This is a genomic window from Senegalimassilia sp., from assembly GCF_977052095.1.
This window is the reverse complement of the sequence record NZ_CDRSTZ010000054.1, coordinates 1-14540: the sequence shown is the minus strand read 5'-3', so window position 1 is coordinate 14540 and position 14540 is coordinate 1. Positions and strand designations below refer to the sequence as shown.

Sequence of the window (14540 nt, the reverse complement as noted above, 5' to 3'; positions counted from 1 at the left end):
TAGAGGTGTGCTTGTCGTTCTTGGGTTCACTCATGACACATACGCTCCCTTATCTGCGGAGGAAACCAGCTTGGCGTACTTGGCCAGCACGCCGTGGTTGTGCTTGGGCGCCGGCGGGACGAACGCGGCGCGGCGTGCGGCCAGCTCTTCGTCGCTGACGTGCAGCGTGATGGCGCCGCCTTCGATGTCGACCGTGATCTGGTCGCCGTCTTCGATCAGCGCGATGGGGCCGCCGGATGCGGCTTCAGGGCTGATGTGGCCGACGCAGGGGCCCTTCGAGGCGCCGGAGAAGCGCCCGTCGGTGAGCAGCGCCACCGACTTGGAAAGACCCATGCCCACGATGGCGGACGTAGGCGTGAGCATCTCGCGCATGCCGGGGCCGCCGGCCGGGCCCTCGTAGCGGATGACCACGACGTCGCCGGGCTTGATTTCGTTCGCGAAGATGGCCGCGCAGGCCTCTTCCTCGGAGTTGAAGCAGCGCGCCGGGCCCGTGTGCGTGAGCATGCTGGGGTCGACGGCCGACTTCTTCACGATGCCGCCGTTCGGGGCGACGTTGCCGTGCAGCACGCGCAGGGCGCCAACCTTGCTGAACGGGTTGTCGTGCGTGCGGCACACTTCCCCGTCGGCCGGCTTCGTGCAGTTTTTAAGGTACTCGTCCATGGTGCCCATGACGGTGAGTGCGCTGCGGTCGAGTAGCCCCGCTTCGGCCAGCTCGTGCATGACCACCGGAACGCCGCCGACGGCGTACAGGTCGATGAGCGGGCGCGGGCCGGAGGGCTGCAGCTTCACGAGGTGCGGCGTGCGGGCGCTGGCGGCATCCCAGTCGTCCATGGTGATGGGGTGTCCCGCTTCCTGCGCGATGGCCGTGAGGTGCAGCACGGTGTTCGTGGAGCCGCCGAAGGCCATGTCGCACTCCATGGCGTTGTGGATGGCGGCCTCGGTGATGATGTCTTTGATGCAGATGTTCTTCTCGAGCAGCTCCATGACCTTCATGCCGGCGTGCTTGGCCAGGCGCAGGCGCTCGGAATACACGGCCGGGATGGTTCCGTTGCCAGGAAGCGCGATGCCAAGCGCCTCGCACAGGCAGTTCATGGAGTTGGCAGTGAACATGCCGGAGCACGAGCCGCACGTGGGGCACGCGGTGTCCTCGTAGTACTTGAGCTGCTCTTCGGTCATGGTGCCGGCGGCAACCTGGCCGGCGCCGTCGAACAGCGTGTTGAGGTCGGTGGTGGGGCCAGCCGTGCAGCCGGGCTGATGGCCGGGAAGCATGGGGCCGCCGGAGACGAACACGGTGGGGATGTTCACGCGCAGCGCGCCGAGCAGCATGCCGGGCACGATCTTGTCGCAGTTCGGGATGCACACGGCCGCGTCGAACGCGTGGCCCTGGATAGCGCACTCGAAGCTGTCGGCGATGGCCTCGCGCGACACGAGCGAGTAGTGCATGCCGTCGTGGTTCATGGCGATGCCGTCGCACACGCCGATGGTGGAGATTTCAAACGGGACGCCGCCGGCCATGTAGATGCCGGCCTTGACGGCCTCGCAGATTTTGTCCAGGTTGTTATGGCCGGGGATGATGTCGTTGCGGGAGTTGAACACCGCGACAAGCGGGCGCTTCATCTCCTCGTCGGTGAGCCCGTCGGCCTTCAGCAGGCTGCGGTGCGGAGCTCGCGGGGTGCCGCACCTGACGGCGTCGCTGCGAAGTTGCATGCCATTCCTTCTTCCGTCTTGTTCGCCCTTTTGGGGCATAAAAAAATCCTGCTGCAAGCAACCTGCACCAGGACCTCGAAAGATGGCATTCGCGCTTTTGGCACGCACCATGCAGACTTATAACGGAGTCACCGGTTCAGCTTACTTGCACGGACGCGCCAACGGAGGTCTTCCGCTGCGCGCCGCACGTTCACCAGAACTGCTCGGAGGGGGCATTCGAGCCCGCCCAACACCGGCTTGCAGCAACCGCCGGCTCTCTTGAAGATGGGTTCGTCTCTACTGTCCTCGTCAATGCATTTCATTTATGAACTTGTGGGCGCTAGTATACTCTTTGATGCCGGCATGGCAACCGCTTTCTCACGAAATGTTCGAATTAGCCGTGGTACGCCCTGCCGCGCGCGTGCGATTATCGGAGTGCGCGATGATTCCGTTTCGAAAGAGATGGGCAATGAAGGCGCTTTTAGCCAGCAAGTCAGGAGGAATCCCATGGATTACCGTCAGTTGAAGATCGATCCCGAAGCCCATATTGCGCCGAACGCCACCATTTTGGGCAACGTTGAGCTGGGTCGAGACGTGACCGTGTTCGCCGGCGCCACGCTGCGCGGCGACTACGGCGCGTGCATCAAGGTCGGCGATGGCACGAACATCCAGGAAGGCGTGTGCGTGCACCTGGGCGCCACCAGCCCCACCACCATCGGGCGCGGCTGCACCGTGGGACATGGCGCCATCGTGCACGGCTGCACCATCGGCGACAACGTGCTGGTGGGCATGGGTTCTATTGTGATGGACCATGCCGTGGTGGGCGACAACTGCATCATCGGCGCCGGCGCGCTGGTGACGGGCGGCACGCAGATTCCCGCCGGGTCGCTGGTGATCGGCAGCCCCGCGAAGGTGAAGCGCGCGCTGACCGACGAGGAGATTGCCGCGAACCGCGTGGACGCCGAGGAGTACGTGGAGATCGGCCGCGACCTGGTGGCGCAGGGCTTCATGTACGCCGGCGATGCCGTGCCGGCCGATTCGCCGACGATTGCGATGTAGCGCGCAGGCGATGGCCGGCGCAGTTGGTGCCGGCTAGATGCGTGGAGCTGCGGGATTGCGGCGCCGCGAGATAGCGAAACGCCCCGATGTTCGATGGCATCGGGGCGTTTTTGTTTGCGGGCTCGTGGTGCGAAGCGAGCTTGCACGGCGGCGTTGGCTGCGCCAGTTGGCTTCATGCTTGTGCCGCGTAGATCGGTTACCGGTTTACACCGGCTTGCGCCCCGAGAGGACGCGAGGGCGCTGCGACAGGTCGTTTGTGATTTTGATCTGGGTAAACCCTGCTTGACGGGCCAGTTCAGCCGCCTGGTCGAGGCATGTTTCGTGCAGCTCGAACGCGAAGCCGCCGCCCGGACGCAGCGCCTGCATAGTCCAGGGCAGCAGGCGGCGCAGCACGTCGTTGCCGTCGCGGCCGCCGTCGAGAGCAAGCGCCGGCTCGAAATCGGCCACTTCGCGCGGGATGCTGGCAAGCACGGCCGTAGGAACGTACGGCGGGTTCGACACCACCAGATCGAGCCTGCCGATTGCCGCAGCGGGAATGCCGGCGCCAAGGTCGCACTGCTCGATGCGCACGCGGCCGGAAAGCCCCAGCTGCTCGGCGTTTTCGCGGGCAAGCGCCACGGCCTCGGGCGCGATGTCCGTGGCGATCAGGCGTGCATCGGGGCGCTCGTAGGCAATGGAGCAGGCGATGCAGCCCGAACCGGTGCAGATATCGGCCACAAGCAGCGGGCGCTGCTTCGCGGGCACCTGCTGTTGCGCGGCGGGTTCGGCCGCTTCGCCGTTTTGGCCGGCGAGAAAGGCGCGGATGGCCTGCTTGGACTGCTGAATAGCCTCGGGGTTTTCCGCTTCGTCACCTTGCGCCGCCTCGGCTGCGGCTGTTTGCGCGTCGATGAGCACGTCGCCTTCCCAGGCATCGATGGTGCTATCGAGCGCGACGCGCTTGTGCGCCGGCGGAAGCAGCGCGAGCGCAACGCTCACGAGCACCTCGGTTTCAGGGCGCGGGATGAGCACGCCGGGGCGCACCTTCACCGTGATGTGGCGAAACGCCGCCTCGCCCGTGATGTATTGCAGCGGCTCTCCCCTGCCGCGGCGCGTGACGAAGCCGCGCAGCACGTCGCGCTCGTCCATGGACAGCGGGCGGTCGAAATTCACGTACAGCTCGATGCGGGACAGACCGCACGCCTCGGACAGCAGCCATTCGGCCGACAGGCGCGGGTTTTCGTCGCCCTTGCCCTCCAGATAGCCGACCGTCCAATCAAGCGCGGCTTTGATAGTCCAGATGTCTGTCATAAGTGGTTAACTTACACGGCTTCTTCGAGTTTTTGAGCTCGGTCGGCGGCCTGGAGGGCGGCGATGACGTCGCCGAGGCCGTCGCCTTGCAGCACGCTCGTGTACGTGGAATTAAAGCCGATGCGGTGGTCGGTCACGCGGTCCTGCGGGCCGTTGTACGTGCGGATCTTCTCCGAGCGATCGCCCGAGCCGATCTGCGCGAGGCGCTTGGCGCCCTCGGCGGCCTGCTGCTCGGCGAGCATCTTCTCGTACAGGCGGGCGCGCAGCACGGCCATGGCCGCGATTTTGTTCTGCAGCTGGGACTTCTGGTCCTGCGACTGCACGACCAGGCCGGAAGGCAGGTGCGTGATGCGCACGGCCGAGTCGGTGGTGTTGACGCACTGGCCGCCCGGGCCGCCTGCGCGGTACACGTCGATGCGCAGGTCGTTCTCGTTGATGTCGACCTCGACCTCGTCGGCCTCGGGCAGCACGGCCACGGTGGCCGTGGACGTGTGGATGCGGCCCTGCGATTCGGTTTTCGGGACGCGCTGCACGCGGTGCACGCCCGATTCGAACTTCATGACGGAGTACACCTTGTCGCCCTTGACCTTGAACTGGATTTCCTTGTAGCCGCCCGCATCGGAGGGGCTGACGTCCATCAGCTCGATCTTCCATTTACGGCTGGAGCAGAAGCGCTCGTACATCTTGAACAGGTCGCCCGCGAAGATGGCCGCCTCGTCGCCGCCGGCTGCGGCGCGGATTTCGACGATGATGTCCTTTTCGTCGGCCGGGTCGGACGGGATGAGGAGGAACTTGATGTCCTCTTCAAGACCGGGAAGCTTTTCCTCGGCCGCGGCGATGGTTTCCTGGGCGAACTCCTTCATGTCGGCATCGCCGAGCATTTCTTTGGCCTCGTCGATGTCGGCGCAGGCCTGCAGGTACTCGCGCGCCTTCTCCACGAGCGGGCCCTGGTCGGCGTATTCCTTCGCCAGCTTGTTGTATTCCTTCTGGTCGGCAAGCACGGCCGGGTCGCTCATCTTGGCCTGCAGGTCTTCGTAGGCGGAGATGATTTTGCCGAGCTTGTCGCGCATTTCGCTATCTTGCATGGTTCGTGCGTCCTTGTCATACGTTGCTGCTTGCTGCGCGCGGGCGGCGCGCAGCACGATCTGGCGGCGTGGCGCGGCCGGACCGATTGTCGAACTGTCAAATTTTAGCAGATTGCAACGTAGCTTGCAGCCTGCTCCGCACAGACTGCACCATCTGCCACCGCCGTGACCACCTGGCGAAGGGTTTTCGCGCGCACGTCGCCGGCTGCGAACACGCCGGGAACGGGAGTTGCGCACGTTTCGTCGGCCACGATGTAGCCGGCTTCGTCAAGCGGCAGCGCGCCGGCAAGCAGCTCGGTGTTCGGCTGCGTGCCCACGGCCACGAACACGCCGTCGACGGGGATGGTTTCAAGGGAGCCGTCGGCAAGGTGCTCGATTTGGGCGGCGGCAAGCTTGCCGTCTTCGCCGTGCAGGGCGCGCACCGTAGCGTCCCAGACGAACTCGACGTTTTCAAGCTCGGCAAGCTGGCGGTGGTAAACGGGCGTGGCGCGCAAGGCGTTGCGGCGATGCACGAGGATGACGCGGCTGGCCAGGCGCGAAAGGTAGATGGCATCGGCCGCCGCCGTGTTGCCGCCGCCGACGACCATGACCGTTTTGCCGCGGAAGAAGTTGCCGTCGCACGTGGCGCAGTACGACACGCCGCGGCCGGTCAGCTCGGCCTCGCCGGGCACGCCGAGCTTGCGCGGACGGGCGCCGGTGGCCACGATGACGCTTGCGGCGCGATAGGTGGCGACGGGCGTGACGAGGGTCTTCGGGGCTGCGGCAACATCGAGGGCGGATACTTCTTCGTTGATAATGCGCACGCCGAAGCGCTCGGCCTGCTCTTTCATGGACCACGCCAGCTCGAAGCCGCCGGCACCTTGCGCAAAGCCGGGGTAGTTGTCGATGCGCTCCGTTTGCGCAAGCTGCCCGCCAGGCGACAGGCGCTCGAAAACGGCGGCGCGCAAGCCCGCGCGCGCCGCATACAGGCCGGCGGTCAGCCCCGCCGGACCCGCGCCGATGATGGCAACGTCGAGGGTTTCGGTATGAGCATTTGCGGGTGCTACCGGCTGGTTGCTGCAAGCACTTGGCTTATTGCCAAGGTTTTCGCTGTTCGTCATAGGTGCTCCCCTTTCTCTGCGGCTTCAAGCCGCATTCGCATGTGTTTGCGACCAGTATACGAGAGGAAGGCAACAGGATGGATATTGATACCATTTTGGTACCATATCTTCATCGCTTCAGCGAGCCGAGCTGTCAAATCTTACTTGCGAGCGCGGTGGCGGCGGTAGAGGAGGGTGCCGGCTATGATGGCGAGGATGATCTGCAAGACCGTGGGCGCAAACCAGATGCCGTCGACTTGAAACAGGCGGCCCATGACGAACACGACGACGCAGACGATGACCGCCTCCGCGACGACGAGGGCGTTCGAGCAGCGCGCGTCGTCGACGGCGTAGAAGTACGACGTGGTGGTGTGCGTGAAGCCGTAGAAGATGTAGCAGATGGAGAACACCGGCAGCGCGTAGACGATGATGGGCGCGGCCGCCTCGGAGGCGCCGAACAGCGGCGGGATGAGGTCGCTGATGGCGAACATAAGGCCAAGCCCCGCCATGCCAAGCGCAATGGCCACGGCGTAGTTCGTGTTGCGCAGGCGCCGCACGGCGTCGGCGTTGCCCGCGCCGCGGTACACGCTGATGAGCGGCTGGCTGCCGTCGCCGACGCTTTGGATCATGATCTGCACGAAGAACGCCACGTACGCGATGGCCGCATAGGCCGCCAGCGCCACCTCGCCGCCGTAGTACGACAGGCTGATGTTGTTCACGACCGTGGACACCTCGGGCAAAAGCGTAAGGCCAAACGGTGCGGCGCCGAGCTTCACGATGTGCGCGCAGATGGACGCGTCGGCCAGCAGATCGCGCAGCGGAATGCGGTTGCTACGGCGGGCGAAAAACGCCAGCACGAACAGAAACGCCACGATTTGCGCCACCACCGTGGCCTCGGCGGCGCCGGCCGTGCCGCGTCCCCACTGCATGACGAACACGTAGTCAAGCACGACGTTGATGACGCCGGCAAGCAGCTGCACCGCCATGGCGTAGGCCACCTGCCCGCGGTTGCGGATAAGCGGCGTGCAGCCGGTGACGAGCACCTGAAACGGCGCGCCGACGGCGATGACCTGCAGGTAGTGCACAGCCTGGACAAGCGTTTCGCCCTGGCCGCCAAGCGCTGCGCACAGCTGCTCGGCGAACAGGATGTAGAGCACGAGAATGGGAATAGACGCCGCGAACAGCATGAACAGCGTGACGCCGATGACGCGCGTCGCGCGAGCGCTGTTCCCTTCGCCGCGCGCGATGGAGCTGATGACGCCGCCGCCCATGCCCAGGCCCGTGCCCACGGCCAATATAAGGCAGACAAGCGGGTAAGCCACGTTGATGCCGGCCAGGCCCGCGTCGCCGACCGCATGGCCGACGAAGATGCCGTCGACGATGCTGTAGATGCCCGCAAGCGTGAACGTGAGCATGGTGGGCAGGATGTACTTGAGGTATTCGGGGATCATCTTGCAGGTGATCACGCGGATTCTCCTTCGCGATGATGCATGCGGCAGGGCGCAAGCGTAAACGAAGGCGCCGAACCGGAATGCGGAACGACGCCTTGGATTGCAGGTTTGATGTGCATGGTATCACACGGGGCTAGGACTTCTCCGCATCTCGGCATCTCCACAGAACGTCGATAAGCCGCGCCACGTCAAGCGGCTTGGACAAATGCTCGTTCATGCCGGCCGCCAGCGCGCGGGCGCGATCGGCGTCGGCGGGTTCGGCGTAAGCCGTCGAAGCGCAGAACAGGGACGCGAACAGCACGATCGCCGCTGCGGCGATTGCGAGCATCTTCTGTTTGCAGTGCGTGCTCGCGGCGTTCCCCTCCCCTACCAGCGATTGCGTTCGGTATCCACTTTACCCCCAAATGTGGCCGAGCACCAGGCTGGTTGAGCATGCGTACGAAAACGCGGGGCCGAGCGACGCGCCCGACCCCGCGCTAGAGCGCGACTACAGGCCGAGCAGGGCGCGAAGGGCCGGCTTGGGCTGCACGCCGACGGCCTGGTTGGCAACCTGCCCGCCGCGGAACACCATAAGCGTGGGCACGCTCATGACGCCGAAGCGCTGCGCCAAGTCGGGGCTTGCATCGATGTCGACCTTCACGATTTTCGCGCGGCCGGCCACTTCGGCCGCAACCTCTTCGAGCACGGGCGCAAGCATCTTGCACGGGCCGCACCACGTGGCGAAAAAGTCGACGAGCACGGGCACGTCGGACTGCTCGACTTCGGACTGAAACTCTGCGGAAGAGATGATCTTGCTCATGATGAGCCTCCTTTTCTGCGGGCAGACCGCTGCGAGCGGCCTGCCGAACTTTGTTTGCTTGCGCCATTGTAGCGGCTTAGGCGCGCGCGCGATAGGCTTGCGCGCGTTCGTCACGGAATTGCTACTATTTCGGTGCCATTACGTTGGAAACGTCAACGAAACGCTGACATCGTGGAGCGCGGCGAAGCTTGGCGCCGCTGCAGGCTATACTAATCAAGAACCAATGAGAACGGAGTTACGATGAGCGATTTCGAAGTCGCCGGCAAGCAGGCCGGCGAAAGCACGCGCACGGCCCCTGCCTGGGAAGAGCGCAACACCACGCCGGCGAACCTGGTGCTTGAGGGCGGCGCCATGCGCGGGCAGTTCACCGCGGGCGTGCTTGACTATTTCATGGAGCACGGCCTGTTCTGCGACCGCGTGTTCGGCGTGTCGGCCGGCGCGCTGAACGGCTACTGCTACGTGTCGGGCGAGATCGGCCGCACGTGCTTTTTGAACATGAAGTACGCCAACGACCCGCGCTACCTGTCGCTGAAAAGCTACGCGCGCACCGGCAACGCCTGCGGGCGCGAGTTCGCGTTCCACGAGGTGCCCGAAAAGCTGGAGCCGTTCGACTTCGACGCGTACCGCCGCTCGCCCATTCGCCTGACGGCCGTGTCGAGCAACCTTGACACCGGCGAGGCCGATTACCACGACGTGGTGGACCTTGCCGAAGACGGCGACCTGCCGTACCTGATTGCGTCGTCGTCCATGCCGCTGGTCAGCCAGATCGTAGACGTTGACGGCAAGCACCTGCTTGACGGCGGCACGTGCGACAGCGTGCCGATTGTGCACAGCATGCTGACAGGGTGCAAAAAGCACGTGGTGGTGCTGACGCAGGCGGCCGACTACGTGAAGGGTCCCAACAAGCTGATGCCCGTCCTGTCGCAGGTGTACGCGGACTTCCCCTACTACCTCGATAGGCTGCGCTACCGCCACTACGAGTACAACCGCACGTATCGCCAGCTGGTGCGCATGCACGACGCCGGCGAGGTGTTCGTCATCCGCCCGCAGAAGCCCGTGACCATCCATAGCATGGAGCACGACCAGGAGAAGCTGCTGGACCTGTACGCGCAAGGCTATGCGGAAGCGGCGCGCACATGGTTCGACCTGCAGGAATACCTGGCGAAATAAGGTGCTTGCGCGCGGGCGGTGCGGGGCGCCAAGCGAGGCTTGCAGACGGGCCGCGCTTGGCTTCGCCGAACGCTGCGCCGCGCAGCCCGCAAGCACCTTCGCAAGCAACCGAACCGCATTGCCAGCTCAAGTAAGAAAGCGCAATCATGTCCATCGACTTCATTTCCCTGTTCACCGCCGCGCTGGTGGCGGCCTGCGCGCCGATCATCGCCCGCGCCGTCCCGCGCGGGCTGGTGCCCGAAACCGTTATCCTGCTGCTGGCCGGCGCGCTGCTTGGCCCGCACATGGCAGGCGTCATCCAAGTGACCGATTCCATCACCATGCTGTCGGAGCTGGGCCTGGCGTTTTTGTTCCTGTTGGCTGGCTATGAAATCAACCCGAAAAGCCTTTCAGGCACGCAAGGTAAGAAAGGCCTGGCCATCTGGGCGGTTTCCATTGTGCTGGCCTTCGCAGCCGTGTACTTCTTGACCGGCCTTTCCATCACGGACATCGACGGCATTGCCGTGGCCATCGCGCTGACCACCACCGCGCTGGGCACGCTTATGCCCATCCTGAAGGAACGCAAGCTCAGCGATACGCCCGTGGGCGAATGCATCCTGGCGTTCGGCACCTGGGGCGAGGTGTGCCCCGTGCTTGCCATGGCGCTGCTGTTGACCACGCGCACCACGTGGCAGACGCTGCTGATCTTGGCGCTGTTCGCCGGCCTGTGCGTGATTATGGCCGTGGTGCCGTCGCGCGCCCGCAAGGCCGGCCACACGGTGTACCGCTTCCTGGCCGCGCGACGCAACACCACGTCGCAGACGCTGGTGCGCGTGACGGTGGTCATGCTTATTGGGCTGGTGACGGTGTCGGCCGTGTTCGACCTGGACATCGTGTTGGGCGCGTTCGCCGCCGGCTTCGTGCTGCGCTACGTCATCCCCGAGGGCGACCACGAGCTGGAGTCGAAGCTTGAAGCCATCGGCTACGGGTTCTTGATCCCCGTGTTCTTCGTGGTGTCGGGCGCGAAAATCGACCTGGCGGGCGTGGGCGCGCGGCCGGTGCTGCTTGTTGGGTTCATCGTCATGCTGCTGCTTATCCGCGCGGTGCCCATCGTGGTGGCGCTTTCCGTGGGCCGCGGCAAAAACGAGCTGTCCATGCACAACCGCGTGACCGTGGCGCTGTACTGCACCACGGCACTGCCCATCATCGTGGCCGTGACGTCGCTGGCCACGAAGGCGGGCGCTATGAGCCAAGACGCCGCCGGCGTGCTGGTGGCGGCCGGCGCCATCACCGTGTTTCTGATGCCGCTTCTAGCCTCGCTGACGTACCGCGTGGTGGACGCGAAGCCCATCGAGGCCGTGCAGGAAATCGCGCAGCACCCCAGCGACATCCGCTCCATTCTGCACGAGCACTTGGAACTTGAGCGCATGATGGCGCGCCAGGAGATTGCCGCGCGCATGGCCACGAAGGCGCGCGCGGAAGCCGGCAAGGACGTGGCCTGGGAAGACGTGGCGTTCGCGCTGCAGCGACAAAGCCGGCGCAAGCGGGCCATGGACGAGATGCTCGACTTCGCCCGCCGCGAGTACGCCGCGCACGAGGACGAGCTGCACGAGCTGGGCGCGAAGGCCGCGCTGACGCGCGAGGAGGCCGCCGAGCGCACAGCGCAGGCCGCCAAGGCGTTCGCTGCGCACTTGAAAGACGGCAACTGGGAAGAGGAGCGCCGCATCGCGGAGCGAGCCGTGCGCGAATACCGCCGCCACATGCGCGAACTTGGGCACGCCGCGCACCACGAAGACGACGGGAAGTAAGGAAGCCCCTGCGCAAGCTTCGAAAGCTTGCGCAGGGGCTTCGCTGCTTTGGTGCAAAGGGGCTTGCTAGCCCATTGCCGCGGCAATGGGCATATGGTGGCGCGCTTCGCGCTTTCTATTTGGGGTCGAGCTGTCGCTCGACGCCACGAAATTCACCTGCGCGGTTAACAAGGTTGCAACCAGACCGTCGGCTTCCCGCGCCTTTCACCCCTGCGTTTCCTATTCCGGGAAGAACACGGCGTCGACGGCCTTTTGCTCGGCGGCGGGGCGCTTCTCGATGAGGCCGCCCACCACCATGAGCGCGCCGGCAACCACGATGCCGATGACGATCTGGTGCAGGCCGAACGCCTTGAAGCCTACCGCCATGCACGCGCAATAGGCCACGGTGCCGCCCGTCATGGAAAGCAGCGCGCCCAGCTTGCCGGCGCGACGCCAGAACAGGCCGCACACCATCACCCAGAAAAACGCCGTTTCCAGGCCGCCGAACGCGAACATGTTGATCTTCCAGATGACGTCGGGCGGCACGACGGCCAGGGCGAACACGATGACGCCCACCACAAGCGTGACCAGCTGCGAACCGCGCGCGATGCCGCGCTCGGAGGGCTGCTTGCCGCGCTGTTCGCACGAATGCAGGTACACGTCCTTGATGATGGCCGACGACGAGGCAATGAGCAGCGACGACACCGTGGAGATGGACGCGGCGATGGGGCCGATGATGGCCACGCCGGCAAGCCAGGCGGGCAGCGTCTGCGCGATGGCCTGCGGGATGATGTTGTCGACGCTGGCGCCGTAGTCGGCAAGGCTGCCGGTAAGCACGCCGGCCGACAGCACGCCAAGAGACGTGACGCCGATCATCATGAGGCCGATGATGACGGTGCCCGTGATCATGGCGCCGTGCAGGGCCTTCGTGTCCTTAAAGCCCATGCAGCGCACCATGGACTGGGGCAGCACGAACGTGAGGATGCCCACGAGCAGCCACTGCGTGAAGTACAGCCCCGCCGGCATGCTGCCGCCGCTGAACGGTTCGAGCATGGCGGGATGGTTCGCCTTGATGGTGTCCATGATGTTCTCGTAGCCGCCTCCGGCAACCAGGATGCCGCCCGCCAGCACGAAGATGCCCACCAGCATGATGATGCCGCACAGCGCGTCGGTGAACGCCACGCCGCGGAAGCCGCCGATGGTGGTGAACAGGATGACCGCCGCGCCGAACAGCACGAGGCCCACCAGGTACGAATAGCCCGTGACGGCCTCGAACAGCTTCGCGCCGCCCACGAACTGCGCCACCATGGTGGCGGCGAAGAACAGCACGACGATGATGGCGCTGATGTTGGCCAGCGCGTTGGAGCTGTAGCGGGCACGCACGATGTCGATGACGGTGACCGCGTCAAGCTTGCGCGCCACAAGCGCCAGCTTCTTGCCGACAATGCCGTACAGCAGCACCAGCGCCGTGACCTGCACCACAGCCATGTACACCCAGCCCCAGCCCACCATCCAGGCCTGGCCCGGGCCGCCCACGAACGAGCTGACGGAGCCGTACGTGGCGATGGTGGTCATGGCCAGCACGAAGCCGCCGAGCGTGCGGTTGCCGATGAAGTATTCCTTCACGAAGCCGCCTTCGCCGGCCGAGCGGCGACGCGCCACGAAGCTGATGATAAGCGCTACGGCCAGGAAAATGACAAGAGGGATAAGCGCCACAAGATTGCCCATGTGCTATTCACCGTCCTTGTCCGCGACGACCTCGTCAAGGTCGAAGTCGGCGAACACGCGGCGGCTGAGCACCACGGCAGCCACGATGGCCGCAATCCACGGCGCGATGCACCCGCCGACAACCCACAACGGCGTGTGGAACACCCAAATGTCGGTGCCCGCAAGCCCAAAGCCGCCGAGCAGCCACACGACGATGATGCACGCAAGCGCAACCACCGTTGCGCGCGCCTCCTTGTTGGCCTGGCGCATGGCCTGGGCGTAAGTGCGAATACGAGTTTGCGGCACGTTCCTCCCCTTTCACTTGGTATCGCTGCGCAGCATGCTACCACGCCGGCTGCAGACGCGATGCATAAGAGCTGACGAACGGTTATTGGAAATGTTGAGCGCGCCGCACAGCGGGCGACAGGCGGTGCGAGCGGCGATGCGGCTAGATGATGGGCGGGCGAAACTCCGGCACGCCGCGGGCGCGCTCGTGCGCGTGGCGGTTGCGCAGGTTCTCCACGCAGCCCTGCATGCCGTGCGGCACGTAATCGAGCGCGTCAAGGTTGTCGGGCAAGTAGCTGACCAGGGACAACGGCGCTGTTTGCTGCACGTGCGCCGGCGCGAGGCCCGGCACGGCGAACACACCGAGCGCGCGGGCGCCCTGCTCGACAAGCTTGCGCTCGTAGGCGCTCCACGGCTCGTCGGGGCACGCGGCGCGCACGTCGTCGGTGCGCCGCACCACGCGGTAGCCGGCAAGCTCGAACTGCGTGAGCGAGAAGTCGCGCAGCGGCTGGCTGTCCGTGCGCAGGCGAATGCCCGCGCCCTCGCGCAGAAGCCGGCGGTAGCCCATAAGGCGGTCGAGGTACGTCAAGCGCAGGTGCGCCTTCTTCTTTTTCGGGAACGGCGTGGGGAAGTTCATGAGGATGCACGCCAACTCGCCCGGAGCGAACGCGCGCGCCAGGTCAAGCTCGGCCGGCGCGCCCGAGCGGTGCGACGTGCCCGACGCCGCGCGGCTTGCGCGCGAGGCGTGCGCATCGATGGGAGCCAACGCGGGCACGACGCCCGCGCCAGAGGCGCCAGCGAGCGCGCACTGCCCGTCCTCCGCAGCGGCGAACGGATCTTCCACCAGCAGAAACACCGCGTTGTCCACACCGGCGGCCGCCGCCTGCTCGGCGCTTCGCAACGTGCAGATGGCGTCCACGTCGAAGCCCACGAACAGCACGTCGGGGCGCGCCCGCGCGCACGCCACGGTGTATTCACCCTTGCCGCAGCCCAGGTCAAGCACCACGTGCGCAAACGGTTCCGCACGTTTGGCACCACCCGGGGCCCAGTCCGCCCACTGCCCCGCCCACGCGGCGGCGTCCTTCACCGCATACGCTTCGCACGCCGCAAAGCGCCGCTCGTACGAAAACCCCTTATGCAACCGCGAAGCAGCGCTACGCATCCTT

At 65.5% G+C, this 14540-nt stretch carries 13 protein-coding genes; 3 read left to right on the top strand and 10 right to left on the bottom strand.

Annotation, left to right across the window (positions count from 1 at the left end; all coding sequences use genetic code 11):
- Positions 1-30 precede the first annotated feature (30 nt).
- Positions 31-1707, bottom strand: coding sequence for a dihydroxy-acid dehydratase (ilvD, locus tag ACWI6D_RS08375; protein ID WP_303251320.1), 1677 nt, complete (start codon positions 1705-1707; stop codon positions 31-33).
- A gap of 486 nt (positions 1708-2193) precedes the next feature.
- Between ilvD and ACWI6D_RS08370 the strand changes: the two genes are divergently transcribed.
- A complete protein-coding gene (locus tag ACWI6D_RS08370; RefSeq protein ID WP_288284506.1) occupies positions 2194-2745 on the top strand; it encodes a gamma carbonic anhydrase family protein in 552 nt (183 codons plus the stop codon).
- 204 nt (positions 2746-2949) lie between these two features.
- On the opposite strand, the gene ACWI6D_RS08365 is transcribed toward ACWI6D_RS08370, so the two are convergent.
- The 6 genes from ACWI6D_RS08365 to trxA all read right to left on the bottom strand — a co-directional run bounded on the left by ACWI6D_RS08365 (position 2950) and on the right by trxA (position 8446).
- The gene (locus tag ACWI6D_RS08365; RefSeq protein WP_449134343.1) at positions 2950-4032 is read right to left on the bottom strand and encodes a N5-glutamine methyltransferase family protein; all 1083 of its coding nucleotides are present in this window, start codon (positions 4030-4032) and stop codon (positions 2950-2952) included.
- 11 nt (positions 4033-4043) lie between these two features.
- Positions 4044-5102, bottom strand: a complete 1059-nt coding sequence (prfA, locus tag ACWI6D_RS08360; protein WP_129426149.1) for a peptide chain release factor 1 — start codon at positions 5100-5102, stop codon at positions 4044-4046.
- Between the two features lie 119 nt (positions 5103-5221).
- A complete protein-coding gene (gene trxB / locus ACWI6D_RS08355; RefSeq protein WP_449134342.1) occupies positions 5222-6217 on the bottom strand; it encodes a thioredoxin-disulfide reductase in 996 nt (331 codons plus the stop codon).
- Positions 6218-6357: 140 nt separating this feature from the next.
- Positions 6358-7662, bottom strand: coding sequence for an MATE family efflux transporter (locus ACWI6D_RS08350; RefSeq protein ID WP_449134341.1), 1305 nt, complete (start codon positions 7660-7662; stop codon positions 6358-6360).
- Positions 7663-7780: 118 nt separating this feature from the next.
- The gene (locus tag ACWI6D_RS08345; RefSeq protein ID WP_449134340.1) at positions 7781-7975 is read right to left on the bottom strand and encodes a hypothetical protein; all 195 of its coding nucleotides are present in this window, start codon (positions 7973-7975) and stop codon (positions 7781-7783) included.
- 159 nt (positions 7976-8134) lie between these two features.
- A complete protein-coding gene (trxA, locus tag ACWI6D_RS08340; protein ID WP_129424456.1) occupies positions 8135-8446 on the bottom strand; it encodes a thioredoxin in 312 nt (103 codons plus the stop codon).
- Between the two features lie 240 nt (positions 8447-8686).
- Here trxA and ACWI6D_RS08335 point away from each other — a divergent pair, with 240 nt between their 5' ends.
- Positions 8687-9616, top strand: coding sequence for a patatin-like phospholipase family protein (locus ACWI6D_RS08335; RefSeq protein WP_449134339.1), 930 nt, complete (start codon positions 8687-8689; stop codon positions 9614-9616).
- A 146-nt stretch (positions 9617-9762) separates the two neighbouring features.
- Positions 9763-11403: a cation:proton antiporter domain-containing protein gene (locus tag ACWI6D_RS08330; RefSeq protein WP_449134338.1), complete on the top strand. Its 1641-nt coding sequence runs from the start codon at positions 9763-9765 to the stop codon at positions 11401-11403.
- Between the two features lie 219 nt (positions 11404-11622).
- Here ACWI6D_RS08330 and panF read toward each other — a convergent pair whose 3' ends face one another.
- From panF to trmB, 3 genes are all read right to left on the bottom strand, one after another.
- Positions 11623-13110, bottom strand: a complete 1488-nt coding sequence (gene panF / locus ACWI6D_RS08325; protein WP_449134337.1) for a sodium/pantothenate symporter — start codon at positions 13108-13110, stop codon at positions 11623-11625.
- Positions 13111-13113: 3 nt separating this feature from the next.
- Positions 13114-13395 carry a YhdT family protein gene (locus ACWI6D_RS08320; protein WP_302718354.1) on the bottom strand — a complete coding sequence of 94 codons (282 nt, stop codon included), beginning with the start codon at positions 13393-13395 and terminating at the stop codon, positions 13114-13116.
- A 142-nt stretch (positions 13396-13537) separates the two neighbouring features.
- A partial coding sequence (gene trmB / locus ACWI6D_RS08315; RefSeq protein WP_449134336.1) for a tRNA (guanine(46)-N(7))-methyltransferase TrmB occupies positions 13538-14540 on the bottom strand: 1003 nt, incomplete at its 5' end.